Origin of the sequence: Candidatus Litorirhabdus singularis (assembly GCF_026262625.1) — a bacterium.
GTDB classification, from domain to species: domain Bacteria; phylum Pseudomonadota; class Gammaproteobacteria; order Pseudomonadales; family Halieaceae; genus Litorirhabdus; species Litorirhabdus singularis.
Genome location: NZ_SHNN01000003.1, coordinates 485,863 through 511,094 on the forward strand (window position 1 = coordinate 485,863; position 25,232 = coordinate 511,094).

Below are 25,232 nucleotides of genomic sequence, written 5' to 3' on the forward strand. Positions count from 1 at the left end.
AGTGAGGAGAAAAACAATGAACAAGCGCTTTCCTATGCCAATGCCCTTCGGCTGGTTCTGTATCGGTTACGGTGATGAGCTGGCGGTAGGCGAGGTTAAAAACGTTCATTACTTCGACAGGGACATGGTGTTGTTTCGCACCGAATCAGGAAAAATCGGGCTTAGTGACCCGGTTTGCCCACATCTTGGCGCCCACCTGGGCCATGGCGGTACTGTGCAAGGTGAATCCATTCGCTGCGCTTTTCACCACTGGCAGTACGATACGCAGGGAGTCATAACCGATATTCCCTATGCCAGCCGCATTCCGCCGAAGTGGGAAGGTAAGCCCTGCCTGAAAACCTATCCTGTGTGCGAAAAAAACGAAGTCATCTGGGCCTGGTACCACCCCGAAGATGCCGCACCGGACCAGGAGGTTATCGAGCTGGACGAGATCAAAGATCCTGAATGGGTCGATCAAGAACGCTACTTCTGGAGCTTTGATTCCTGCCCACAGGAAATTGCAGAAAATGGCGTTGATGTTGCCCACTTCAAATATATTCACAACATGGACGCCGTACCTCAAGGAGAAACCACGTTTGAAGGGCATATTCGCCGCAGCAAAGTGCGCGGCCCGCGCACCATGACCAATGCAGCCGGTGAACAAGTGGTCATCGAGTCAGGTGTCGACGTGGTACAAAATGGCGCTGGCCAAAAGTGGACCCGGTTCAGCGGTATGGTGGATTACTTGCTGCAGGTATTGGTCACGCCGGTGAACGATGAACGTGTTGAAGTCCGCTTTGCTTATACGCACAAGAAGTACCCGGAGGATTCCTTCGAGTACAAGACCTTGCGCGAGGGCATTGCCGCCACCAATGGCCAACGCGGTCTGGACGGCGACATTCCGATATGGCAAAACAAGTTTCACCTGCGCGAGCCCATACTCTGCGACGGCGACGGACCGATTATGCGTTTTCGCAAGTACTTCGCTCAGTTTTATGTAGGCGGCCCCTATGGTGATGAAGGTGACATGCCCAGCGACCTGGAAGCAGTATCCTGAGGCACAATTTTGACGGACACTCACAAACACGATCCGCTAAGGCGCTGGCAAGACGACTGAGCGCTAGCAACCATTGCTTGAAGGAGCATCGACAATGACAAGCGACTACCAGGGCAAAACGGCAGTGGTAACCGGAGGCGCCTCCGGCGTCGGCCGCTGCCTGTGTGAGCGGTTTGCACGCGAAGGCATGAACGTCATCATGGCGGATGTGGAGGCAGACACGCTGGAAACTGAGGCGGCGGCGCTAAGAGAGATGGGATTGAACGTAGTAGGAATACGTGCCGACGTCACCGACCCGGAATCGATGGACCAGCTTGCCGAGCGCAGCAGCGCAGAGTTTGGCAACGTACACATCCTGTGTAATAACGCCGGCGTAGGTATCAAAGAGGCTCAGCGCCGTATGTGGACGCTTACACCCAATGACTGGACCTGGGGTTTTAATGTCAACGTCATGGGTATTGCCAACGGCGTGCGTGCTTTCGTTCCCGCAATGCTGGCCCACGGGGAGCCGGGACATGTCGTAAACACTTCTTCGGGGAATGGTGGTCTCAGCTCGTTGCCCACCACACCCATTTACGCCTCTACCAAGGCGGCGGTGACTAGCATGACCGAAGTCCTGCACTACCAGTTTCTGCAGGAAAATGCGGCACTGCAGGCACACCTGCTATTTCCCGGACCGCACCTGGTGAACACTCGTATCCTTAGCTCGATGCGCAACCGCCCCACCGAACTGCGCGATGATAACGAACCCGCTGCCTATAACAGTATGGCTGATCTGGCCAAGGCCTCTGGCCTGAAGCTGCAACTCACCGAGCCGGAAGAAGTTGCGGAAACCTGCTTACAGGGTATTCGCGACGGCCAGTTCTGGATCCTGCCCGCCAGCGAGCGGCAGGACAATCGAGTCAATAACCGCACGCAGGACATACTCAATCGCGCTAACCCACAATTACCTGAGGAATGAGGACTACACTATGGCATCACGCGTCGCACAATTTTGTATTTCGGTCACTGACCTGAATCGTAGTGAAGACTACTACACCAATGTATTGGGGCTACAGGTTCAGCAGCGTATAGAGATCCCTGATGCCAAGGAACTCGTACTGGGGTCCGACGGTTCGGAGGGGATGATTCAGCTGGCGCAAAAGACCGACCAACAGGGACCCATCAACCACGGTGACGAGGCCTTGTGGAAGTTCTATATCTATAGTGACGACATCCAGGCGATTTACGATGCCGCCAAGGCTTATGGCAGTGAATGCCCGCAGGCACCTACCAAACTAGAGCAGTGGCCCGTAACCATCGCATTCATCATCGACCCGGATGGCTACAACATCGAGTTGGTGCAGCGCGACGGATAACCTTCGGTTTTGCGTGCGGCTTGCCGAATGATTCGCAAATTGCAATGCAGAACCGAACACTGATCTCTAATGTGCAGAGAAAGCAACCGGAACGCCTTTAAAACGGTCAGTACTCTTCATCGATAAACATGGCACGGATCTTGATAGCTAAAGGGTTATCAAGCTAATCATTCGAGCCAAACTGTGCTGCTTTTCAAACCACATAAACTGCTATCCGCCCTCGCGCTCCTAGTCGCGGCGTTTCCTGCAATCTCGGCACCATTTCCTACCTGCCCGAGTGAGGCTTTTCTTACTCAGGGAAAGCCAGCTGTGCTCTATAGCGTGTCTTTGACTACTGGCACCTATGACCTCTTAAAGGAAATGGATACCGTCAACAAGCTCAACGGTATGGGCTTCAATTACAGTGATGGCTACCTGTATGCCTGGTTTTATGAGCAGCAGACACTAGCCCGTATTCACGCGGACTACTCCATTGAGCCTCTTCAACTGCAACCGGCGCTGAACCTTCAATACTACATCGGTGATATTGCCGTTACCGACAATGCACAATATATCTACCGCAAAAATGGAGCCAATGGAGGCCTTTGGCGTATCGCGCTTGACCCGGTGAGCACTGACTATCTGCAGCCGCAGCAAATTGTGACGGCTCAGGAACTCTATTTGAACATTTTCGATATGGCCTTCCACCCCAGCGATGGCTTCATTTATTCCGTCGACAACATTGGGCGCCTATACCGTATATCACCAGCAAACGGTGTAGCATCGCTGGTCGCCAATGTAGGGCAAACAGGTACTTTCGGGGCTGTCTATTTTGATGTGGATGGTCGTTTGTATATTAGCCGCAACAACGACGGTTACATCTTTCGTATCGTTATTGATTCTGCAAATCCCACTGCAGAGTTTTTCTCGTATGGACCGGCATCGAGTAACAACGACGGTGCACGTTGCGCATTAGCGCCGGTGGAAGAACCCACTACACCAACCATGGATTTTGGCGACGCACCGGCCACTTACGGGACCAAACTCAGTGACAACGGAGCCAGGCACATAATCAATCAGGCACTGTACTTGGGCGAATCAGTAGATGCCGAAAATCGAGCATTCTTAGCCCCTTCAGAATCGGATGACACAAAAGACCTTCAGGACGACGAGGATGGCGTTCAGTTCGTCACCGAGCTGGCACGAGGCGAATCTGCGGTGATTGAAGTGACTACCGTCGGCGATGGTTTGCTGAGCATCTGGCTGGACAGCAATCGCAACGGAATATTTGAACCGTCAGAGGCGGTCATCGCGGATAGAGCAGTAACTACCGGTAACCCGTTTTTATCCTTCACAGTCAGTGAAGCAGCTAGTCTCGGGGCCACATGGATGCGGGTTCGTCTGCACAACACAGCTGGCTTGACTGCCATAGGATTGGCTAATGAGGGCGAAGTAGAAGACTACCCGGTAAACATAAATCTACCGAGTACCAAGACCGAATACTACCCATCAAGCTCCGGCGTGGTGACGTTGGCCTACGAGGACCAGTGGCCATCACGAGGTGATTACGATATGAATGACCTCATCGTGTATTACCGAACTTCTATCACCTCGGATAATGACGAAGTGGGCCTGGTCAGACAAATACAGGTCGAAGGGGAGATCGCCGCCGTAGGCGCGGCCTTTCATAGCGGTTTCGCCGTGTCTATCCCAGGCCTAAAAACCGTCGACGTCAATGCTGCTGACGTGTCGCTTCTAATCAACGGGGAAGCTCCTGAAGCCATTGAATTTGGCAACACGGTAGCGTTCATGCCCCTGCAAGGTATACCCGGTCAACTGCAGCAAGATGCTCTTTTTGAAATCGTCAGAGACGTCTGGACAGCCGTTGCACCTGGTGAAGGCTGCGCCTTCCACCGCACAGAGAACGGGTGCGGTGAATCTGAAGCCGCGACATTTATTCTCACTATTCCCATCTCGGGCGAGGTACCCGCAAGTCAGATCGGTAAAGGCGTATTCAACCCCTTCGCATTTGCCACCAATGGGTATACAAGAACCAGTATTTTCAAAGATGAGCTGGGCGCCATAGTACCTCCCGGCGATGGCCTGGAGATCCATCTTAAAAATCACCCCCCCAGCTGGCGCGGGGATAATGAATTGCTGGGGAGATCATCTGACCGTTCAATTCCGAGCAGTCTCAGTACCAGCAACCCCATTACCTACCAGACCCAAGCTGGATTGCCCTGGGCAATAGAGATTGCAGGGCGTTGGTGCTACCCCTCCGAATATCAGGATTTAACTCTGGCTTATCCGGATTTTGTAACTTTTGTAGCTAGCGACGGCCAGCTGGGTGCCGACTGGTTTCGTATGAGCAATGCAGGCAATCACCCGCAAAAAGGTGAGGCTGGCTACATCTTCCAAAAAGACAACACAATTAGTTCAGGGTGCGCACAATGAAATATTTTTCATCGGTTAGTGAGACCGCGAAATCATCGTCCAACCGTAGCATGCGGCTCATCCTGCTAATGGCCACGACTGCAGTAACAGGCTGCGTGTATATTGACCAACCTGACATTCAAACTGCAGAGTTGTATTCATGGAATGACCGGCAGTCACCGCTGGCAACACGTAACCTCTTCGTAGACTCAACGCAGAGACAGTTATTTAGTTTTGTCAATTTGCTCCATACCAACCCTGATCTCGTAAATGCAGAAGACACGCCTTACGTCGTCCGCGCCTGTGATGCTGAAACATGTTATTCGTCGATTGTTTTCAGCTCTGACTTTATCCGCAACCCCAGGAATTTTCTGCTTGGTACGGCCACGATTTCCGCGTTATCAACAACCATCTACAATGATGTGTCAGATCTACCAAAGGAAGCTGTTGCCGCGGCGCTTGACGCTCTGGCTGCCAAGGTTCTCATACCCGCTGAGCGCACCTCACCGTATACCGATTTGTTAAGGATGAATATTGCTGATGAAACCGTCAGAGAGGCTAATATGATACAGCCTGACCTGGAAGGCGTCGCCTTGAACGCGATCCAGAACGACGCACAATACACCTTCACCAAACTGCTACAGTCAGTGACCTCCGACACTACAGATCTTATCAGCACAGCAGAGTTTGGTTTTTCCAGTGCCAGCCGTATCAACGTTGACGTGGATGTGTCGACACGTATAAATGGCCCCGTTCACCTATCTATTTGCAACTCATTCGAGAACGACGCAGATGGCTACAAAGTCGACTACGCGAGTTGTCAGCTCAAAATAACGCTTGAAGATGGACGTTTCACTGGCGAACTAGAACTACCATCCACAAATGTCCCGCTATTGGTTACGCTCCTGCCAATGAAAGCTCTGGGGCGTGTGGAGTATGTAGAATGGGTCAGCTCGGCAAATGGCACTCTCCAGGTGCGCTGATCCAGACACCCAGCGCAGACCTCGCGACTTCGGTATTTGCGATTCATCGAGTCACTAAAAGCTGCTCGTACCTACACCGAATACACCTTATAGTTTAGACTTTCGATACCAATAATCGTAAGGAACTACACTATGACCCGTGTACTCGCACTGCTCACCGCATTACTGCTTTCCACTCCCACGCTTGCCGACACTGGCAAGCTAGAGGATGCCATTGAGGGCAAGCATCGCACAGAGGCCTATGTGGCGCGCGACAAGTACCGCCATCCTCTTGCAACCCTTCAATTGTTTGACGTTCAACCTCATCACACCGTGGTTGAAGTGTGGCCCGGCGGCGGTTGGTATACCGAAATACTGGCGCCATATCTGCGCAAAGAAGGCCAACTGATCGCCGCTCACTTTGACTCCAATGACACCCAGACCAGCTACCGACCGCGCTCAAGGCAGGCCTTCGACGACAAAATGGCTGGCAACAAGCGGGTCTACAGCAAGGTCAAAGTCACGGCGCTGAGTTTTGACGAAACTGCGGGGACGCTTACCGGGCCTGCAGCCGAACCCAACACGGTGGACCGGGTACTAACCTTCCGCAGCACGCACAACTGGCACAACAACGAGACTATGAATGCCGCCATGAGCCATTTCTACGCGATTCTAAAGCCCGGCGGCAAGCTCGGTATCGTGCAGCATATGGCGGATGAGGATCAGGACTGGAAATCACGCAGCATCGGCTATGTGGGCCGCGCCTATGTAATCAGCGAGGCCACCAAGGCCGGGTTCGAGTTACATGCGGAAGGCTACTTCAATCGTAATCCGCTGGACACCAAGCGTTACGCCAAAGGCGTCTGGCAGCTGCCACCCAGCTTACGTGATCTGGAAACCGATGCCGAAAAGGCGCCCTACCAGGCCATTGGCGAGAGTGAGCGGATGACACTGGTGTTCGTCAAGCCTTTATAGCTCGGCTGAAGGCCGCAGCCGAGGCTACCCGGCTGCGGTGATTTAGAGAGTGCCGCTTACCCTATACGATGCAGGGCGCACACTTTGTTACCGTCGGGGTCACGCAGGTACGCCAGATAAATGGTTCCCGCGGCGCTAACACGCTCTCCCGGCGGATCTTCACAGGTGGTGCCACCATTGGCGATACCCGCCGCGTGCCAGGCCTCAGCCTCAGCCGGGCTGTTGGCCGCGAAGCCAACAGTACTGCCATTACCGCGGCAGGCAGGCTCGCCGTCGATAGGAATGCTGATAGAAAAGATGCCACCGGGTGTGGCGTAAAAACACCGGCCTTTGGGATCGATTACACCGGGCTCGAAGCCCAGGGCTCCCAGAATGGCGTCGTAGAACTTCTTGGAGGCGTCCATATCGTTGGTGCCAACCATAATGTGACTGAACATAAGCTTTTCCTTAGCAGGTCGATTGCGAAGCGCACAGTCTAGGTAACTAAGCGCACAAGCACCAGAACTAGCCCGACTCCTGTGCCGCATTGCTAACGACACAATCTGTAGTGCATTACTACAGTTCTCACACTATCTGAGTAAACTCCGAATATCTAATATAGCTAGCGTCAACTGCCGGTCTAAGTAGAGCCATGCTTAACACGGCACCTAAACCCGAGCAAAGTAGATAACACTTTCCCCAAGTTGAGGCATTTACGCCACGTGGACCAAAATCATTCCACTGTCTTGTGAACGAACCACCTATGCTTTGGCCTCCGGCGTTCTGATGGTGGTTATCAGCGTCCTGTGGCAGCCGATCGACGGGACTCTATGGCAGGTCGAGTCAGAGGTAAGCGAGCTGGACCATCGCCATAGTTGCGAACTTCCTGATCAATCATTTTGAATTGTTTGGCCTACAGCGAGCGTGGTCAGCTGCATCCGGCAAACCGGCAGCTGCACCCGCATTTACCGACCGCGACCTATACCAACTAATCCCCCTGACCTAACCAGCCTCCAGCAGCATCGAGACCAACATCTCTGCATGCGCTTCAACCATGCTTTCCTCGCAGGGGTCGACGCCAAACAGGTCTTCGCATTCTGCTGCAAAGGAAAATATGGTCGATGTACTACTGATCATAATGTAGTACCAGTGAATGAAGGCTTTTCTGTCCAGACCTTGTATTTCATAGACCAATTTTTCCATTGCCATAGTGGAAGGGCGAATATGGGTGTCGATCAGATATTGCGTACGCCAGCTGTGCCGGGTTGCCTCGCGACTCATTAGTCGGCTCAGTTCCGGGTGGCGTGCGTGAAAGTAAACGTAAAAGCGCACGATAAAGGCCAAGGTCTCTCGACCTGAGACTTCTTTCATGATCGTCATACGCTCGCTGAACTCAGTGCTCATTAAGCCAACAATGGCGTCAGCCGAGGCCTTCCACAACGTATCTTTGTCGTTAAAGTGATAGCTCAACAGATTCCGTTTAACGCCTGCAGCAGTTTCCAGATCGCGCACCGACACCGCATCAAAGCCGCGCTCGGAGAACAACAATATCCCGGCATCCAACAGCTTGGCTCGGGTTAGCTCAGCCCGCTCCTGGGTGCGCCGGGTGCGTTTGGTCGGCGCATCCGAGGTGACTGTTTCTGTGTCAGGCATAGTTTCCACGTGTTACCCGCTGAGAATCGCAGGAGGTTAATTTGCATAGCAGTATAAGGGACAGAATCTTATACTGGCCAGCATTTATATTTGTTGACGCGCACATTTAGTGAAGTTATATTTGTCGCGATGTAAATTTAGTGTCTTTTGACAGTCAGCCGTAAACGACAATGAATCGAACCTGGGGACTACACCAATGACGTACTTACCGCACCGACACGCAAGAACCCTGCTCTTCACCGCAGTCGCCACTCTCAGCGCAGGCCCGGCCATGGCACAAGCCTTACTGGAGGAAGTTGTTGTCACAGCCCAGAAGCGTGAAGCAACACTAAGTGACACGCCAATTGCTATCACTGCGCTAACTTCAGAGCAGCTGAATGCGCTGGGCATCGTCAATCAGCAGGACATCGCCAACTTCACGCCGAGCATGTCCTACGAGGAGAACGCAGGCGGCGGTGAAGGAAATCGAATCTACCTGCGCGGTATTGGCCGCGAAACCAGTAGCGCGGGCACGGAACCCGGGGTTGGCGTTTACGACAACGGTTTTTACACCAACGAATCCGGAGTATTGGCGGGCTCGGTTGATCGTATAGACCGCATCGAAATTTTGCGTGGCCCGCAGGGCACTTTATATGGCAGAAACACTACCGGTGGCGCCATCAATGTCATCAGCAAAAAGCCCGGTGATGAGTTTGAGCATGTCGTCCGGGGCGTGGTTGGCGACTACTCCACCACCTCACTGCAGCTGACGTCTAGCGGCCCGATCACCGACAAGGTCGGTTATCTGGTGCATTACAGCCAGCTCGATCAGGACAGTTTTTACGAGAATCTCACCGGCCCTGACCCTCGCGGCATCGACACTGATTATATAGAGGGTCAGATTGACGTCGATTTTACTGACAATATTAACTGGAACCTGCGTTACACCAGCGCCAGCTTCAAAAATGAAACGCTGGAGCGGGCCAAGCTGGATGGCTATCGCAACGAACCTGATGCACCGTCTCGGCTAGGTGAAATTGTAATAAACCCGGAGCTTTTTGCAGTACTGGACGAGGGCCCTGGGCAAAGCGACCCCTTCAAGATCAGCTCCGATTTCAGAGGCGAGGTCGCTATTGATGATCAACAAGTATTCCAAAGCACTTTAAGCATAGATTTCGACGGCGTGACCGTCCGTATGCTGAATGGCTATCAGGATTACACCTGGAATTCCGCCAAGGATTTTGACGGCCTGAATAGCCCCGCCTCATTTGTTGAAACTATCGCTCAGGAGGAAAAGAATGTTCAGCATGAGCTGCAGTTTATTTCCAATGGAGACGGTGACATTGACTGGGTGTTGGGCCTGTTTTATCTGAAAAACGATAATACCCAGCCCTACGCTTTAACCGATGCCGCCAACCCGTTCCTGATCAACAATATTTCCGGTGTCGAGAACCCGGACGGGATTTTCTACGACCAGGTCGGTGTACTGGAAGCAACCTCAATGGCGATTTATAGCCAGGTAGACTGGCAGGTCAACGAACGTCTATCCCTATCCGCTGGCTTGCGCTACAGCGAGGACGAGAAAAAGGCCTCAGAAGAGCAGCAGATATTCTATGATTCTGCGCTGGATTCTTGCGGCGGCGGTGGTGCAGATGAGTTTTTGCCCGCTTTGAGAGCTGGCGGTGACCCCTATGGGATTCCCGCAGGCTGCGCAACGCGTTTTGGTTTTCAGGTCAGCGACCTGTCGGCGGAGCACGAAGAGACCTGGGACGCCGTCAACTGGCGGTTGAACGCCAGCTACGAAATTGGTGATGACGGTCTGCTATTTGCAACGGTCTCCACTGGTTACAAGCCGGGAGGATTCCGCTTAGGTGCCATGCAAGATGATCCCACCACCCCGGAAAACGAATCAGTCGTCGACAACGAAGAGCTAACTTCCTATGAGATCGGCTACAAAGGCACCATTGCCGACAAACTTTCATTCAGCACCGCTGTGTTCTTCTACGACTACGAAGATATGCAGGTAGAGCTGGCTATTCTCGATGCCAACACCGGCATTGCGACAGCTAGATTAGCCAACGCGCCCAAGTCTGAAGTCTACGGGTTTGAGTTTGAGTCAACCTGGCTGGCGACAGAAAAGCTGACTTTGCTGGCTAACTATTCCTACCTCAAATCCGAATACACCGAAGAGTTCATTGTGCAGGATAACAAAGACGGGCAGCTGCGCGATGTACAAGGTAACGAATTGAACCGAACCCCTAACAACAAGTTCACACTGGCGGCCTACTACGTACAACCAGTAGGTCCAGGTGATGTGGTATTGACCGCCAACTACAGCTATATCGATGATCAATATATGACCGTATTCAATGACGACATTGAGACGGTAGACAGTTATCAACAGGTCAATGCTCGTATAGCGTGGAAGCCCGATAGTGCAAAATATGAAGTAGCCGTGTTTGGCCAAAACCTCACCGACGAACTCAGTTATGCCAATGCCTACGGGGTGAGCGGTGAAGCTGATGGTGTGCGTCGCTCCGGACGCCCCATTAACCCACGCACCTACGGCCTGGAAGCAGTAGTATTTTTCTAGACCGACGCTAAGCGAGGGCCCGGGGCAGCGCAAGCTGACGCGGCGCCCTCGCACAGAATACTTTCCAGCAATCAGGAGTAAGGCCCATCAGCGCTCTGTCCGCCAGGGAAAAATGGGCCTACGCCGTCGGCAACATACCCTTTGCTGCTAAAGATGCAGCATTTGCCAACTTCGTTGTCTTCTATTACACCCAGATTCATGGCCTCAGCGGCACTTTGGCAGGCCTGGCGATGTTCATCGCCTTATCCTGGGACGCAATATCTGACCCCATTGTAGGTAGTTGGTCCGACAACTTTCGTTCACGCTGGGGCCGTCGCCACCCGCTGCTGGTAGCCGGTGGTTTGCCAACGGCGCTGCTGTTCCTGGCCCTGTTCACACCGCCCGAGCAGTTTGGAGACGCCGGGATCTTCCTCTGGCTATTGGGAGTGTCGATACTGCTGCGCACTTTCCTGACTATCTACTTCATCCCCTACTCCGCCATGGGGGCAGAGTTATCCACTGATTACGACGAGCGTACGATTATTGCCAAAGCCAGAGTGACCATGGGCTGGCTGGCGGGAATGGCGTTGCCTGCAGTGGCCTTCATACTGTTTTTTGGCCCGCGCGATGGTGTCGACGGGCGCCTGGTAGCTGTCAATTACTGGCACTACGGGGTGCTATCTGCGCTGGTGGCTGGTATCACCGCCGTGGTCTGTATCATCGGCACACGCAGCGTCATTCCGCGCCTGCCCACTGCCAGCCCAGCGCACAAGTTCTCCTGGCGCGATCCGCTGAAGGATTTGCAAATGGCGCTTACGAATCGCAATTTTCGTCTGTCTGTGGGTGCGAACCTGGCCTTTGGCATGAGTGCGGGAGTCTATACAACGCTCTCACTCTATCTGGGCACCTATTTCTGGGAGTTCAGCGCAGACCAGCTGGCCGGGATGGTCTTGCCCACGGCGATCGCAACACTGATGGCATTTATGGCGCTCCACCGCCTGGGCAGGCGCTTTGACAAACCACATTTACTGGCGTTTGCCAGCCTGGCACTGGCGCTCAACGCGCTCTGGTTTTTGGGGAGCCGCCTACTGGGCTTCCTGCCAGAAAATGGCCACGCCATCATCTATCCCTTGTTGTTGCTAAACACCGGAATCGGCGTGTTTATGATCGTTAGCATGCAGGTACTGGCGGCCTCCCTGGCAGCGGATATTATCGATGAGCAGGAAATGGCAACCGGTAAGCGCCAGGAAGGCGTGGTATTTGCGGCTGGCGCATTCGTACAGAAGGCAACCACCGGCGCCGGAGCGCTGCTGGCCGGTATTGTGATCGACTTGTCAGGCATCACGGGAGATTCCGTGCCCGGCAGTGTTGATACCGACGTATTACAAGCACTGGGGTGGTTCACCCTGGCCATGACAGCAGGGTTGGCCCTGATCGCCTTCTTCTTTAACACGCGATTGCGGCTGGGGCGCAAGGACCACCATAAGGTGAGAACGCAGCTCGCCGCCTCAACTCCCGGGGATTAATCGCATGCTTCGAATAGCCAATGGCACCCGTTCAATATCACGAGGATTAGCAACGACATGTTTACCTTAGACCCCAACCAGAGCCATGTAATGCCAGCGCATTTCGGACCGCGCTATATTGGCGAAAAAACCAGCGGCCGCTACCACGATTGCACAGCAATGACGGTTTCCTATCTGACCGACCGGGAAAAGCTGGCGGCCTATTTACCGGCACCCTTTGAGGTAGCAGAAGAGGCAGTAGTTACTGTTTACTATGTCTGCAACAAGCAAGTCGACTGGCTGGCCGGACATGGCTACAACATGATCGCCGTGAACGCAGCTGTCGTTTATAACGGCGAACAAGAGCAGCTGAGCGGCACCTATTGCCTGGTGATCTGGGAAAACCTGACCGACCCCATTCTGGTCGGTCGGGAGGTGCAGGGTATACCGAAAATTTATGCGGATATCCCTGAGCACAGCATTCACGGCGGCAATTGGAGCTGTAATGCCAGCCATTTTGGTCACAAGATTATCGATATCGCCATCAGTAATCTGGAGCCACTCTCTGCTGAAGATGTGGCAGCTGGGCAACAAGCGCAGGAAGGAAAAGACCATCCAATGACATGGCGCTATATGCCTGCAATCGGCGGATTTGGCGAAGCTGCGGTTAACGAACCGGTGACGTTTCCTTCAGAAAATAACTTCACCGATGTGTGGACCGGTGAGGGGTGCGTTGACTGGGCGCGCCTGACCTGGGAACAAAACCCGACCCAATATCATATTGTGAACGCCTTGCAGGCGCTGCCGGTATTGGCGTATCTACCTGCGCTGGTCACCAAAGGCAGCACAAATTTGGTGCTACCGGAACGTTGGACAAGAACACTCCGTTAAGCCAGCTCCCAAGCAAACCAGAGACTACTGCATACAATGAAGATACCCGAAATAAATAGCGTCTGTTTTGTCGGTGCCGGAACCATGGGCTGCTTTAACAGCCTGATGGCGGCAGCGGCAGGCTATCAAGCCGTGATTTACGACATCTCCACGGCAGCGCTGGATCAGGCGCCACAGGTACTGGAGGGCATGGCCGGTTTTTTGGCTGCGCAGGGGTTCTTCCCGCCCGCTGCAATACCGGAGGCGCTTGCCCGTATTTCGGTAAATCCGGTTTTGCGCGACGCTGTCGACGCAGCGGACCTGGTTAGCGAGTCGGTGGCGGAGCGCCTGGAAATAAAGCGTGATGTGCACCATACCCTGGATGCCATTTGCAGCCCCGCCACGCTCATAACTACAAACACCTCCAATCTTATGGTGTCCGACATTGAAGATGTACTGGTTCGCGGAGAGCGATTTGCGGCACTGCACTCGCACCTGGGTTCCTACGTGATCGACATTGTCGGCGGCCCAAGAACTTCGGCGCGGACTATAGATGTACTCGAGCGCTATGTGTTAAGTATCCGGGGCCTGCCGCTGGTGCTAAAAAAGGAAAATCCCGGCTACGTGATTAACGCCATGCTGGGGCCGCTGCTAAGAACCGCCAGCGTTCTGGTCGTAGAAGGCCACGCTACGCCCGAAGATGTTGATCGCGCCTGGATGTTGAATCAAGGCGCCGGCATCGGGCCGTTTGGACTCATGGATTTGTTTGGCCTGAACATCATCTTCGATAGCTGGAAAAAGCCCCAGCTGCAGCAGCTGCCCCTACAGGACAAGCTGATCGATTTCATCACACCCTATATAGAGAGTGGCCATTTGGGCATAAAGACCGCAAAAGGTTTTTATGGCTACCCAGAGCCACGCTACCAGCAAACTGATTTTCTTGAGACAAACAGGGATCTTTCGCTCGTCTATAACGCTCTCATTGCAGTGCTCATCGAAAATGCCATCTTGATTGCACACGATGAGGTGGCCGCGCCTATCGACATAGACCGCGCCTGGATGACTTCATTTTCGCTGGCCCAGGGGCCGTTTGCTGCACTGGATGAGATGGGTATTGATACTTTCTGCGATACCTACAGGGCGTTTATCGGCAAGGGCATCTTGCAGGGCCGAGTGGCAGATCAGGTCGAGTCCTTTTTACAGCCACATATTGAAAACTCTCAGCTGGGCGTCAAATCAGGACAAGGGTTCTATGGCTACCCCAACCCCGCATTTAGCGCGCCTAACTTCATTCCTGAACGGTAAATTTTCTACTACCGAGATATTGTGCTGCTACTGAGGCTGAAATTAGTATGACTCCATCGCTGGATATAAACCGCTTATTCTCCCTATCGGGAAAGGTCGCTCTTGTGACCGGAGGTTCACGGGGCATAGGCCGCATGATAACCCAGGGGCTTTTACAGGCCGGCGCCAGGGTCTACATTTCGGCGCGCGGCGCCGAAGATTGCGAGCAAGCCGCGCGCGAGCTGACTGAGTATGGTGAGTGTATTGCCATTGCTGGTGACGTCACTGACCCGGACGCCCGCGCTGAGCTGTGCCGGCAGATAACCGCCGCAGAGCCAGCACTGAATATTCTGGTAAACAATGCCGGCACCGCTTGGGGGCAGGAGTATAAAACCTATCCTGAGGCGGCCTTTGAGAAACTGATGAAACTCAATGTTAGCGCGGTGTTTGTTCTAACCCGGGATCTAACCCCTTTATTGGAAGCGGCAGCCTCACAGGATGATCCCGCACGGGTAATCAACATCGGCTCCATGGACGGCCTGCATGTCCCAACGGTGAATCGGCTGGGTAATTTCGCCTATTCAGCAAGCAAGGCCGCGGTGCATCAATTGACTAAAAATCTTGCCGTGGAGCTGGGCCCCAGAAATATAACAGTCAATGCAGTAGCACCGGGGTTTTTCCCCAGCAAGATGGCCGACCTGGTTATCGAGACTCGCCGCAAGGATATTGAAAGTAACAGCTTGTTAAAACGGCTGGGGCGCGACGAAGAAATGGCAGGCATCGCCATTTATTTGTGTTCCCGCGCCGGGGCCTATACCCACGGCGCTATCATTCCGGTCGATGGCGGCACATCGATTAATCACCAACACGCCATGGATTAGCGCCCCTGCGCAGATGTCACCGCCCCGTCATACGCACTTTCGCCGAGGCGCATGGCGGCTAAGCAAAAGAATAAGCTCCGCCTCTCTTACTCCGCTGAGAAATGCCCCATGCACTGTCGCCGGATGCTGGCTGTGAGTGGCTTCACCGGCGAAGAATATTCGGTTATCAATGGGCGCAGCCAGATCGCACCGCATCTCCGGTGTGGCTCCCATCGCCAGCGCTGAGTAGGACCCGTAACTGAATGGATCGGCAGCCCATCGAGTGATTCTGTAATCCATGGGTTCTGGCACGTACTCACCATAAATCGATCGCAGCACGCCCATGGCTTCCGCGAGCACATCGGCATCGGTGCCGCCCTCCATTTGTAGCGCAACCTCGCCACCGTTAAAGGCAAGCAGCACTGGCTCACCGGTTACTGGTTGTAGGTTGAGCCAGTAGGGGAACCTGGCCGGTACCTCGTTAACATAGCCAAAATTGTGTATATCAGATTCCCAAAAGCCTTTATCAAACCGCAGGTACAGCTTATCGAGGAGCCCCATCTCAAGCGCGTCAATGGCGGCTACTTGTGCGCTGGGCAGCGCCGGTAAAAATTCAATCACCCCCGCCTTGAGTACACCCAGCGGCACGGTGATCAGAACCCTACTTGCCGTATAGTTTTGAGTCTTTGTCTTTACAACGACGTTAGTGTCCTCCCGATAATCAACCGCTGTGACCGGGCTGTTCAAGACAATATCCAGCCCTTCGGCGAGTGCAGAGGCGAGGGCGTCGTAGCCATGAGGAAATACAACCTCAGTATCACCGAAGGCTTCGCCGCCTTCATCGAGGGCGCTAACCGAAAGTCTAGAGGCGTCCAGACCGTAATCGTTCGAAAATGTCTGACTGGCCAGTAAAGCTATTTCCGCCTGACTGAAAGCGGCAAGCTCACCCGCTGCCGCTGACTTATCAATAAGTGTTTGCACTGACGCACTATCTCGCAAACCGGCAACCGCCCTACTCAGCGCCGGCATAAAGCGTTCGGAACCCTCCGAGATCAGATTATTCGTGGTACCGCCGGCGTTATAGGCGCGGTAGCTATCGTAATCCCACTGCTGCGTCACCACGCCCAACTGCTGACTGTATTCATACAGGGGATTGCCGGCAATGCCGTGTATCCAATTGGCGCCCATATCGAGAGCTAAGTCAGGCATGCTGCGATCGGTCCAGGTGCGGCCACCGATTCGATCGCGCGCTTCCAGCACAGTCACCTGCAGACCCGCCTCTTGCAGTAAGCTCGCAGCGCGCAAGCCGGCCATACCTGCACCAATGACGATAACCGATTCCTTCACCATCAGCCTGCTAGCACCCCGCGGCGCAAAAAAGCGGACATGTCTAAGGTTCAGTGATCAAGTTACGCATGAAACCCAAATAACTTCCAACGCTGGTGACCACATCACCATCAGCCAGATACGCCCAGGGATTCCACAGCGTGGCCGGGTGAAACATTACGCCTTCGGGGGTACCGGTGAGTAGTAAGGTGCCAGCTGGAATGTGATCACAAGCCCCAATTCGAACCATCTCATCAGCCATTTCATAGTCGGTCTCGCACGCCGCCAATACCTTTGACAACAGCTGTCGAGGCGACCAGATCATAGACCCAGCTGAAGCGCTTTGTCGCAATCTGCCATTAACAAAAAGATCCAGTTGCAGCTCCTGATAGAAGTTCTCGTCCTGCGGAATAACCAGTAGTGCTCCAATAGGCAGACGGCTATCGCCACCTTTGGCAAGCACAAAACCGGTGAGCCCCATCTCGCCTCCCAGATCAATATCCTTGACGAGTTGCCAGCGGTCGGTAAAGTCATTGCACAGTACATAACCAAGGCGGGCAGGCGTTGTGGGCTTATGCTCGGTGAGCGGAACCGCACACAACTCCACCTCATAATCCAGCCGCCCTGCGGCCAAAACATCGCTGTTCCAGGCTGTGGCCCGCGACAACTTGGGGAACAGGAAAGGATCACCTTCGTGACCCACCTCCTCTGCATGACCGCGAAAATTAGTGCCGGCGGCTACATGGGGGTAATGGCCATCAAGGGGAGAACCTAGCTGCTCCCACCCCATACGCTTGACCGCTAAGCCACCGTAAAGTTTTTGCAGCCCCCGCTTACCGAGCTCACGAAAGACATGCAGACTATCCGTATACTCCACGCCAGTCGCGTCACTAATATCAACAGCCGTTATACCCGCTTCGTCCACATCGATCACCAGTAACATCGCTCCTGAACGGTGTCGAGCCAGGGTCACAGCGCGATCACGCGGCGCCATTTCTAGCGACGCCAGCGCGATTGATTCAGTGATACCGCTAACCACAGGCCGGGTAAGCGCATAGCTAGAGACCAGTGCGACAACAACCGCTAATAGCAATACTGATACTGCAACTTTCACTGGCTACTCCAATGCTGACGTTCAGGTGTGGCGGCTATGTCAGTAACATTCTCACCGAACAAAACGAATGTGATACTTACATTAACACAATGGCTTGCCGACCCTAACCCTGCATGATGCTAATGGCGAACCTGGACCCGGCACTACGCCCGGTACTGCGCCCGGTACTGCGCCCGGTACTACGCCCGGAATTTGCAGCGGACATGCCGGAGCGCTGCAGTAATATGACCATGCATCTAATCGAGAGCGCGGCGCACTTGGTACAACAGGAACAGGCAGAAGTGTTTAGTGGTCACCTGGTTAGTGGGTTAAAGCAGAATTTCCCAACATCTGTGCCCTCTTGAAGCGCAAACCAGATGCAGCTTTCGCGGTCGGCAGCGGCACGCCGCCCGAGTTTGATCCATCGCCTGGCTGCTAATGGCTGAGCAGACTTCACCCCTATGTGCGCCGAAATAGTCCGGCTGGAGATTTATTTTCAATTGGCAGGGAATTAACTGCGCGGGATGTATCTAAAGGTAGGTCTTTAGCGACAATCAACACTAAAAACTAGGCCTGGGCCTATCGGAGACTACGCATGATACAGCTACTCAATAAGCTCCAGAATCTACTGGAACTTGGCTTCAAAATAGACTTTATCGCCCCGCTCCTGCTGCGCCTATATCTGGTGCCAGTTTTCTGGATGGCCGGCACGCAAAAGCTGGGACATTTTCAGGATACCGTGGACTGGTTTGGCAATCCTGACTGGGGATTGGGGCTGCCTTTTCCTTTAGTCATGGCGACAATGGCGGTTGCCGCCGAGGTTGGTGGCGCCATCTTACTCACTCTGGGCCTGGCCACACGTTGGATCAGTATCCCGCTCATGTTTACTATGTTGGTCGCTGCAGTATCGGTCCACTTACAGAATGGATGGCTGGCGATTAGCACGGCCAGTGGTCCGTTTGCCACCGAGCGCACGATAGATGCGATAGACAAACTCGACCGCATCAAGTCCATCCTGCAGCAACACGGCAACTACGAATGGCTTACCGAAAGCGGCTCCGTGGTGATACTCAATAATGGCATCGAGTTTGCTGCCACTTATCTCGTCATGCTGCTGGCACTGTTTGCCCTTGGCGGCGGCCGCTACATCAGTGTCGACTACTGGTTGGCCAAACGCTTTCGCGACAACAACATCGCGACGTCTTAGCGCGGCCGACCAAAGGGGACCCTTCGCCGAAGTAGAGCAGTAACTGCGCAGTCACCGCTACCCTCAATACCAATCGGTTGGCAGTACATTCTGATCTGGGGCGGACTGCGTGGCGCCATCGCCATCGCCATCGCCATAGCGTTGGTGCTGAGCCTGCCTTTGGAGCCGGACTACTGGTGGACGGTCCAGTCCATGGTGTTTGGAGTGGTACTGCTCACTTTGCTGGTGCAAGGCCCGACCACCGGCTACTTGATTAAGCATTACACTCATTAAGCCGGGCGCGGACTGCCACCAACTCAAGAGGAATGCGGTAACTGCATCTAACAATGCACATCCCTCCTTCGTGATCAGCATTTTCCCGGAAATCCCCTCGAAAACCATAAAAATCCTGCAACGGATCGAAAATTAGCTATAAAAAGGAAATCATATATTCCTATTTGTTCTAAATCTTAATGTTAGCTATCTCACAGTTCCGACAATCCCGACAAGCCAAGTGAAACGCGACACGTTAATCTTTTCAACAACCTAATTCCCAGAAGAAAAAACGTGCAGAGCGGATTACACAGAACGGCAGCGTTTACGTTGATTGAGATACTGATCGCGATGGCGATCATGTCTATAGTCGCAATGGTGGCAGTACCTACCTATAGCGGCTATATGGAACGTATCGAAATTGCCAACGTAGAGGCGGATTTCGTCAAAATCGATATGGCGATGCAGGGCTATTGGGTTTCCTATGGCAGTTACCCACCGGACCTGGAAACTCTTAATCTACAAAAGGATGATCCATGGGGAAGCCCCTACCAGTATCTGAATATGGCACTGACCAAAGGCAACGGGCAAAAGCGCAAGGACCATAATCTGGTACCGCTGAATACGGATTACGATCTCTACAGCAAGGGGCCGGATGGGCGCTCGGTAGGCCCATTGACAGCTAAACACAGTCGCGACGATATCATTCGTGCCAACAACGGCGACTATGTCGGCGTTGCCTCTGACTACTAATTATCTGTCGAGGACAATTGTGAATCGTGTAAACACAAAGCCTGCGTACAACTCCCCCAACAACTCAAGAATTACCCGTCAGCTATTTTCGATATTTTTCCTGTTCGCACTATTACCCGTCAGCATTCTTTCCTACGTCGCGCTGGAAACTACCGCTGCAGCTTCAAGAAACCAGTCCACGCAAGCACTTGAGGATAAAACCAAGACTCTATCGTATTTAGTCTTAAACCGGCTCGTGTTCGCAGAGAAAACTCTGGGACTGGCGACAACCGCCGAGGAAACGCCAGACAACAGAGCGAAAAGTGCCTGGGTCGGGTTAGATTACAACAGCTTCCAAATGACACCACAACAACAACAACAACTCGCCTTAGGGGGTTATGTTGTGAGCGCCACCACGCTTGCGAACCCTGCGCTCAAACTCATAAGGGCCATTGAGCCCGAGCGCCTTGAAGCCGGCTTCCAAATGGTGCCGTTGACAGAAACTCTTATTCTTGGTGAGGAAGAAAGTCGCAACCTGAGCATAGATTCCTGCGTCTTTACTGAACACGGTCTCCCTCTGTTCTCGAGCCATCAGCAATTGTGTGCTGAGTTGGGCGAAACGACCAACGCCCTTGCTGGACACAAGGGTATGGTGAAATTCGGACTGGCAGAAACTGAATATCAGGCCAGTTTCCGAACTCTGTTTCTGCAGGACCGATACCAGGGTCCAAATTGGAAAGTAGCCGTTATCCAAAAGCAAGACGACCTAACCTCAGCGGCAAGTCTGTTCAAGAGCAACTTTCTACTGCTGGCGCTGCTGGTAATACTGAGCCTGAGCCTTGCTAGCATCCTGTTGATTCGCCGCCGCATGTCCCCGCTCAGCGATATAATGGAAGGCATCGCGCGCGTCAGTGAGCAACGTTACGACACGCCGGTACAGGTAACTACCAAGGATGAATTCAATGACCTCGCCACGGCAATCAACGGCATGTCACACAAAGTTTCCTCGCAACTCAACATGCTGGAATCGCTGGCTGCTCTTGATCAGCTGATACTAACGCGCAGCGGGCGCGATACTTTACTACAAGCAGTAATAGAGCGGACACGGGAGCTGCTTGCGATCGATGCAGTTGGAATCCTTATAATCGAATACGGAGAAGACGGGGAGCACACCACCCTTCAAACCTGCAATACACTGAAGCAATTGAACAAACGCACGGTAGCCTTGCAGAACTATCAGCAAGCGCAACTGCTGCAGGAAGACCTTTGGCTATCCAAGGCCGGAGGACGTCATGATGATATCTTTGAGACACTACCTCATCAGATTACCGAAGCGCATCTGTTGCCTGTGCGCAACGAAGGTGGCGTTAATGTTGTGCTGCTACTGGGTTACCAAAAGCGCGAAGATCAGGGTGCCGAGCACACGTCAGTCATCAACACTTACATTGACCGCATTGCCGTTGCGCTGGCCAATTCTGATTCCGAGGAAAGACTCTTTCGACAGGCAAAATGCGACTCACTGACCGACCTGCCGAATCGACTATCCATGCTAGAACGCCTTAATTCCAGCATTAATCATTCAGAAAGATCCGGGCAGTCATTTGCCCTGCTGTTCATTGACTTGGACGATTTCAAGCTGGTAAATGACTCTCTGGGCCACATCGCGGGAGACGACATGATCACCGCGATGGCGACGCGACTTAAAGAGAATATTCGTGACGGAGACATGGTTGCACGCATGGGCGGCGATGAGTTTGTCGTGATTTCTGACTACTTTGATAACGGAAATGCTGCCGCCACAAGAATGGCCAAGTTATGTGACAAAATAATGAAGGTAGTAGACGAGCCAATGCAAATACATGGCCGGGAAATACGTTCCGGGACTAGCATAGGTGTCGCGATATATCCCCGCGATGGGCTCGATGCCAATATCTTGCTCCGTAACGCTGATGCCGCAATGTATCATGCCAAGGACAAAGGGCGCGGCAACTATCAGTTCTTTTCAGAGAGTCTGAATACCGCAACCACCAAACTGATGGAGTTATCGTCGGAGCTAAAACGAGCGCTTGAGAATAATGAGTTCGTGCTCCACTACCAGCCTAAGTACGAGACAAAAAGTGGCGCGATAGTTGGAGCCGAAGCGTTAATCCGCTGGCAGCACCCCGAGCGAGGCCTGCTCGCGCCAGGCCAGTTCATAGACGCAGCGGAGAGAATGGGACTTATCACCGCTATTGGCGACCAGACAATGGGTATCGCTGCGCGCCAGATTCAGCTGTGGTCTGAGCAGGGACTGAACGTTCCAAGAATTGCCCTCAACATGTCGGCGGTACAGGTACAGCAGGAAGATGTGGTGGAGAAACTGATAAGCTGGCAAAAAGTATTCGGCATACCCTACGAAAAGCTGGAAATCGAGATTGTCGAAGGCGTTTTAGTAAAGGATATAGACGTCACCAGCGAGAAGCTCAATCGCATTCGCGAACTGGGAGTGGAGGTCAGCATCGATGACTATGGTACCGGTTATTCTTCACTGAGCTACATTCGCAGCCTGCCGGTAGATACACTGAAGCTTGATAGATGTTTTATCACTAATCTATGCTCAAGCAAGGCGGACCGCGCCATTGTGTCTTCCACTATACTACTCGCCCACGAATTGGGCCTGCGGGTTATCGCCGAAGGGGTTGAGACACTGGCACAGCTACAACTGCTCAAACAACTGGATTGTGACGAGGTTCAAGGGTTCTATCTGAGTAAGCCACTGTCACAGGAAAATCTAGCCATCCTACTCTCTGACCGACAAGACGGTGCCGGGATCTGCCAACAGGTCAGTAACTCCTAAGATATCTGGCATCACTCGGCATTAGTATTGCAACGCTAGGCAGCCACCCAGCCCGCGTGAAATCCATAAGGTACGCGATGAGGAATCATCAGCGTGGCTACAGGACCCGCAGCCAAATCCAATGCGTCAATAATCAGGCATTCACTCTGCTCAGCCGTCTCATCATGAATGAACGAGATGATATAGCCGTCATCCTCCGACTGTGAATTTACTCGCGGCGCAAACACGGCCTCACCACCAAAGCGGTTGGCGCCATATTCGTAAGTCACCTTGGCACCGGTGTCGTTGTCATACTTGACCACACCGTTGAAGGTCAGCGGACGCGTTGGGTGAAAGATAGCGCCATACACATAACGGTTCTTGCGGCAGGAATACTTTTCGTTAATGCGGGTAAAGTCGCAGTGCACATCACACAGCAGACCCTCCTCTACCTCACCGCTATCGAGGTCGATGCGCCACTGGTACAGCTGACCCTGGGTTTCGGTAGGGTCATCGCCCAAGGCTTCGCCGGCACCAATGATGTTGGTAGTTTTGGAACGCGCCGCCTGCAACACAATAACGCGGCCCTCTTCCCAGGCATTCGCTGTGTGAATGACTACGCCGACTTCGACCTCAAACCAGCGCACATCCGCATCGTTACCAAAGCGAGGCAGAACGCCAATACGCGAGCCGTGCTCAGCATCAAAGCCCAGCGCGGGCCCGCCTGCCATGGCCCGTTCAATATCAAGCGTAATAGGAAAATCGAGGAATAGGCTGTGGTTTTCAGTCACCGCGAAATCGTGCATGAATATCGGCTTGGGAATATTAATGGGAGTGGTGTGAACCAACTCGCCGGTGGCGCTGATCACCGAGTAATTGACGTAAGGCGCCTCGAAAGACGAACCGAATGTCATCATCTCGCCCGTGTGCGGGTCAACCTTCGGGTGCGCTGTAAAGGAGTGAGTCAGCTTGCCATCGAAATCAGAAGTGCCACGGGTGTCGAGATTCGGAAGACCGATAACCGTAGGCTGGGACGGTTCGTGCAGGGCGTACAGTGTCTTGTTATGAAACACAAAAGCGGTGTTCGCCAGGTTCTTGGTCCCGGGCATACCTTCAGGAACCCGCGCCGGGGTCGGATCAAGCATGGACAGCATGCCCTTCCAGACCCAATCACCTGTCTCCTGCTCTAACTTGAAACCCTCGGTCTGTACAAACCGATTGCGATAACGGGCAGTGCCGGCAGAAAACTCTATAGAGTGAATCATCCCATCGCCGTCGAAGGTGTGGTAAGTCTCCACGCTAAAAATGTGTACCGGGTTAGGCCCGATCCGCAGGAAGTTACCTTCGAGATCTTTTGGAATCGAACCCCTGACCTCCATATCCTGAATGTCATGCTCTTCCATGATAGGCCCGAAATTTCCTTCCAGAAATGGATTTCCTGCAGTAACAGCAGCGGCATTAGGCATGGCTTTTTCCTCAGATTAATTCAGCGACCCAGCATAGCCCAAGGCTCCCGAGAAGGACAACATGAGAATCGCCGCCCAGTGTTTTGGAGCCGGCACGGGAACGGTGACCGCCGTTGGTCCCCCGTTCAAGATATGCTGATGTGCGCCCTGCCCTTGAGGACGCCCTTTAGCCCGGGAAAATCTACTGGGGCTCGCCAGTCAGCGCATCTACGCGGTCCATCCATGCGACGACGACAGGGTAGCGACTAATAATCTCTGCACCCAGTTCCGCGACCTTAATCGCATCGATTTCAACAAAAATGCTGATATCCGCTGCGGACAAACCCGTCGGCAACAAAAAGTCCTGACCCTCAAGCATCGCCGCGATGCTGCCAATGTGGCGATCTATGTCACTCAAAATAACTTCTCGGGAGCGACGCCCAGCGCCTTGTGATTCTCCCATCTTGCGCAGCAACCCTGGTACAAAAGGGCCCATCAAACGCTTGACCCATGGCTTCTCGTGCTGCAGCAAATGGCCCGCCCGCCTTTTGGCGTTCTCGGCGAAAGAAAAGTGCAGCGCTATATCATAGTAATAGAGGCTTTCATCCGCCCAATCTTCCAGCACGTTACACAGCGCCAACTGCGCCGGGTCTGCGGGCAGCAGGGGCGGCTCAGGATACTTCTGTTCCAGGTAATGTACGATCTGGGTAGAGTCCTCAATCCGCGTGCCCGTATCGTCGAGTACCGGCAGTTTCTTGGCGGAACTGTATTTACCCGCACCCAGCAGTGACACTTCCTGCACCGAGAAAGGAATATTCTTATAGCGCATGGCACGGCGCACCTTGTCACAGAAAGGCGAAACTTCAAATTGGTAGAGCGTGATCATCGGGTTTTCTCCGCAGCTGGAGGGGTGATTA

22 protein-coding genes are annotated in these 25,232 nt (G+C 53.4%); 16 read left to right on the forward strand and 6 right to left on the reverse strand.

What is annotated here, in order from left to right; genetic code table 11:
• The first annotated feature begins 16 nt into the window (after positions 1-16).
• The 6 genes from EYC98_RS16735 (at position 17) to EYC98_RS16760 (ending at position 6,743) form a co-directional block, all read left to right on the forward strand.
• Positions 17-1,036: an aromatic ring-hydroxylating oxygenase subunit alpha gene (locus EYC98_RS16735; protein WP_279246517.1), complete on the forward strand. Its 1,020-nt coding sequence runs from the start codon at positions 17-19 to the stop codon at positions 1,034-1,036.
• A gap of 94 nt (positions 1,037-1,130) precedes the next feature.
• The gene (locus tag EYC98_RS16740; protein ID WP_279246518.1) at positions 1,131-1,997 is read left to right on the forward strand and encodes an SDR family NAD(P)-dependent oxidoreductase; all 867 of its coding nucleotides are present in this window, start codon (positions 1,131-1,133) and stop codon (positions 1,995-1,997) included.
• Between the two features lie 10 nt (positions 1,998-2,007).
• Entirely contained in the window at positions 2,008-2,394 is a 387-nt protein-coding gene (locus tag EYC98_RS16745; protein ID WP_279246519.1) for a VOC family protein, read from the forward strand.
• A gap of 183 nt (positions 2,395-2,577) precedes the next feature.
• Entirely contained in the window at positions 2,578-4,827 is a 2,250-nt protein-coding gene (locus EYC98_RS16750; protein WP_420887186.1) for an LruC domain-containing protein, read from the forward strand.
• Positions 4,824-5,789: a hypothetical protein gene (locus EYC98_RS16755; RefSeq protein WP_279246521.1), complete on the forward strand. Its 966-nt coding sequence runs from the start codon at positions 4,824-4,826 to the stop codon at positions 5,787-5,789. Before EYC98_RS16750 ends, EYC98_RS16755 begins: the two co-directional genes overlap by 4 nt.
• A gap of 132 nt (positions 5,790-5,921) precedes the next feature.
• Positions 5,922-6,743 (forward strand): class I SAM-dependent methyltransferase, encoded by an 822-nt coding sequence (locus tag EYC98_RS16760; protein ID WP_279246522.1) that lies wholly within the window; start codon positions 5,922-5,924, stop codon positions 6,741-6,743.
• Positions 6,744-6,799: 56 nt separating this feature from the next.
• Here the strand turns inward: EYC98_RS16760 and EYC98_RS16765 are convergent, their stop codons facing one another.
• Together EYC98_RS16765 and EYC98_RS16770 are read right to left on the reverse strand one after the other, a co-directional pair.
• Positions 6,800-7,180 (reverse strand): VOC family protein, encoded by a 381-nt coding sequence (locus EYC98_RS16765; protein WP_279246523.1) that lies wholly within the window; start codon positions 7,178-7,180, stop codon positions 6,800-6,802.
• 544 nt (positions 7,181-7,724) lie between these two features.
• On the reverse strand, positions 7,725-8,375 hold the full coding sequence (locus tag EYC98_RS16770; RefSeq protein ID WP_279246524.1) for a TetR/AcrR family transcriptional regulator: 651 nt from the start codon (positions 8,373-8,375) through the stop codon (positions 7,725-7,727).
• Between the two features lie 196 nt (positions 8,376-8,571).
• Here EYC98_RS16770 and EYC98_RS16775 point away from each other — a divergent pair, with 196 nt between their 5' ends.
• The 5 genes from EYC98_RS16775 (at position 8,572) to EYC98_RS16795 (ending at position 15,466) form a co-directional block, all read left to right on the forward strand.
• Positions 8,572-10,947, forward strand: coding sequence for a TonB-dependent receptor (locus EYC98_RS16775; RefSeq protein WP_279246525.1), 2,376 nt, complete (start codon positions 8,572-8,574; stop codon positions 10,945-10,947).
• Positions 10,948-11,042: 95 nt separating this feature from the next.
• Positions 11,043-12,452: an MFS transporter gene (locus EYC98_RS16780; RefSeq protein ID WP_279246630.1), complete on the forward strand. Its 1,410-nt coding sequence runs from the start codon at positions 11,043-11,045 to the stop codon at positions 12,450-12,452.
• Positions 12,453-12,509: 57 nt separating this feature from the next.
• Positions 12,510-13,322: an acetoacetate decarboxylase family protein gene (locus EYC98_RS16785; protein ID WP_279246526.1), complete on the forward strand. Its 813-nt coding sequence runs from the start codon at positions 12,510-12,512 to the stop codon at positions 13,320-13,322.
• A 36-nt stretch (positions 13,323-13,358) separates the two neighbouring features.
• On the forward strand, positions 13,359-14,606 hold the full coding sequence (locus EYC98_RS16790; protein WP_279246527.1) for a 3-hydroxyacyl-CoA dehydrogenase NAD-binding domain-containing protein: 1,248 nt from the start codon (positions 13,359-13,361) through the stop codon (positions 14,604-14,606).
• A gap of 104 nt (positions 14,607-14,710) precedes the next feature.
• Entirely contained in the window at positions 14,711-15,466 is a 756-nt protein-coding gene (locus tag EYC98_RS16795; RefSeq protein WP_279246528.1) for an SDR family oxidoreductase, read from the forward strand.
• A 27-nt stretch (positions 15,467-15,493) separates the two neighbouring features.
• On the opposite strand, the gene EYC98_RS16800 is transcribed toward EYC98_RS16795, so the two are convergent.
• Positions 15,494-16,795: a flavin monoamine oxidase family protein gene (locus EYC98_RS16800; RefSeq protein WP_279246529.1), complete on the reverse strand. Its 1,302-nt coding sequence runs from the start codon at positions 16,793-16,795 to the stop codon at positions 15,494-15,496.
• A 40-nt stretch (positions 16,796-16,835) separates the two neighbouring features.
• Entirely contained in the window at positions 16,836-17,885 is a 1,050-nt protein-coding gene (locus EYC98_RS16805; protein ID WP_279246530.1) for a fumarylacetoacetate hydrolase family protein, read from the reverse strand.
• 122 nt (positions 17,886-18,007) lie between these two features.
• On the opposite strand from EYC98_RS16805, the gene EYC98_RS16810 reads away from it, so the two are divergent.
• The 5 genes from EYC98_RS16810 (at position 18,008) to EYC98_RS16830 (ending at position 22,891) form a co-directional block, all read left to right on the forward strand.
• On the forward strand, positions 18,008-18,229 hold the full coding sequence (locus tag EYC98_RS16810) for a hypothetical protein (protein ID WP_279246531.1): 222 nt from the start codon (positions 18,008-18,010) through the stop codon (positions 18,227-18,229).
• Between the two features lie 230 nt (positions 18,230-18,459).
• Positions 18,460-19,071 (forward strand): HvfX family Cu-binding RiPP maturation protein, encoded by a 612-nt coding sequence (locus EYC98_RS16815; protein ID WP_279246532.1) that lies wholly within the window; start codon positions 18,460-18,462, stop codon positions 19,069-19,071.
• Between the two features lie 72 nt (positions 19,072-19,143).
• Positions 19,144-19,344 carry a cation:proton antiporter domain-containing protein gene (locus EYC98_RS16820; RefSeq protein ID WP_279246631.1) on the forward strand — a complete coding sequence of 67 codons (201 nt, stop codon included), beginning with the start codon at positions 19,144-19,146 and terminating at the stop codon, positions 19,342-19,344.
• A gap of 273 nt (positions 19,345-19,617) precedes the next feature.
• On the forward strand, positions 19,618-20,076 hold the full coding sequence (locus tag EYC98_RS16825) for a prepilin-type N-terminal cleavage/methylation domain-containing protein (RefSeq protein WP_279246533.1): 459 nt from the start codon (positions 19,618-19,620) through the stop codon (positions 20,074-20,076).
• A 19-nt stretch (positions 20,077-20,095) separates the two neighbouring features.
• Positions 20,096-22,891 (forward strand): bifunctional diguanylate cyclase/phosphodiesterase, encoded by a 2,796-nt coding sequence (locus EYC98_RS16830; RefSeq protein WP_279246534.1) that lies wholly within the window; start codon positions 20,096-20,098, stop codon positions 22,889-22,891.
• 35 nt (positions 22,892-22,926) lie between these two features.
• Here the strand turns inward: EYC98_RS16830 and EYC98_RS16835 are convergent, their stop codons facing one another.
• Together EYC98_RS16835 and EYC98_RS16840 are read right to left on the reverse strand one after the other, a co-directional pair.
• Positions 22,927-24,336 (reverse strand): carotenoid oxygenase family protein, encoded by a 1,410-nt coding sequence (locus tag EYC98_RS16835; RefSeq protein ID WP_279246535.1) that lies wholly within the window; start codon positions 24,334-24,336, stop codon positions 22,927-22,929.
• A 181-nt stretch (positions 24,337-24,517) separates the two neighbouring features.
• Positions 24,518-25,201 (reverse strand): glutathione S-transferase family protein, encoded by a 684-nt coding sequence (locus EYC98_RS16840; protein WP_279246536.1) that lies wholly within the window; start codon positions 25,199-25,201, stop codon positions 24,518-24,520.
• Between the last annotated feature and the right edge of the window lie 31 nt (positions 25,202-25,232).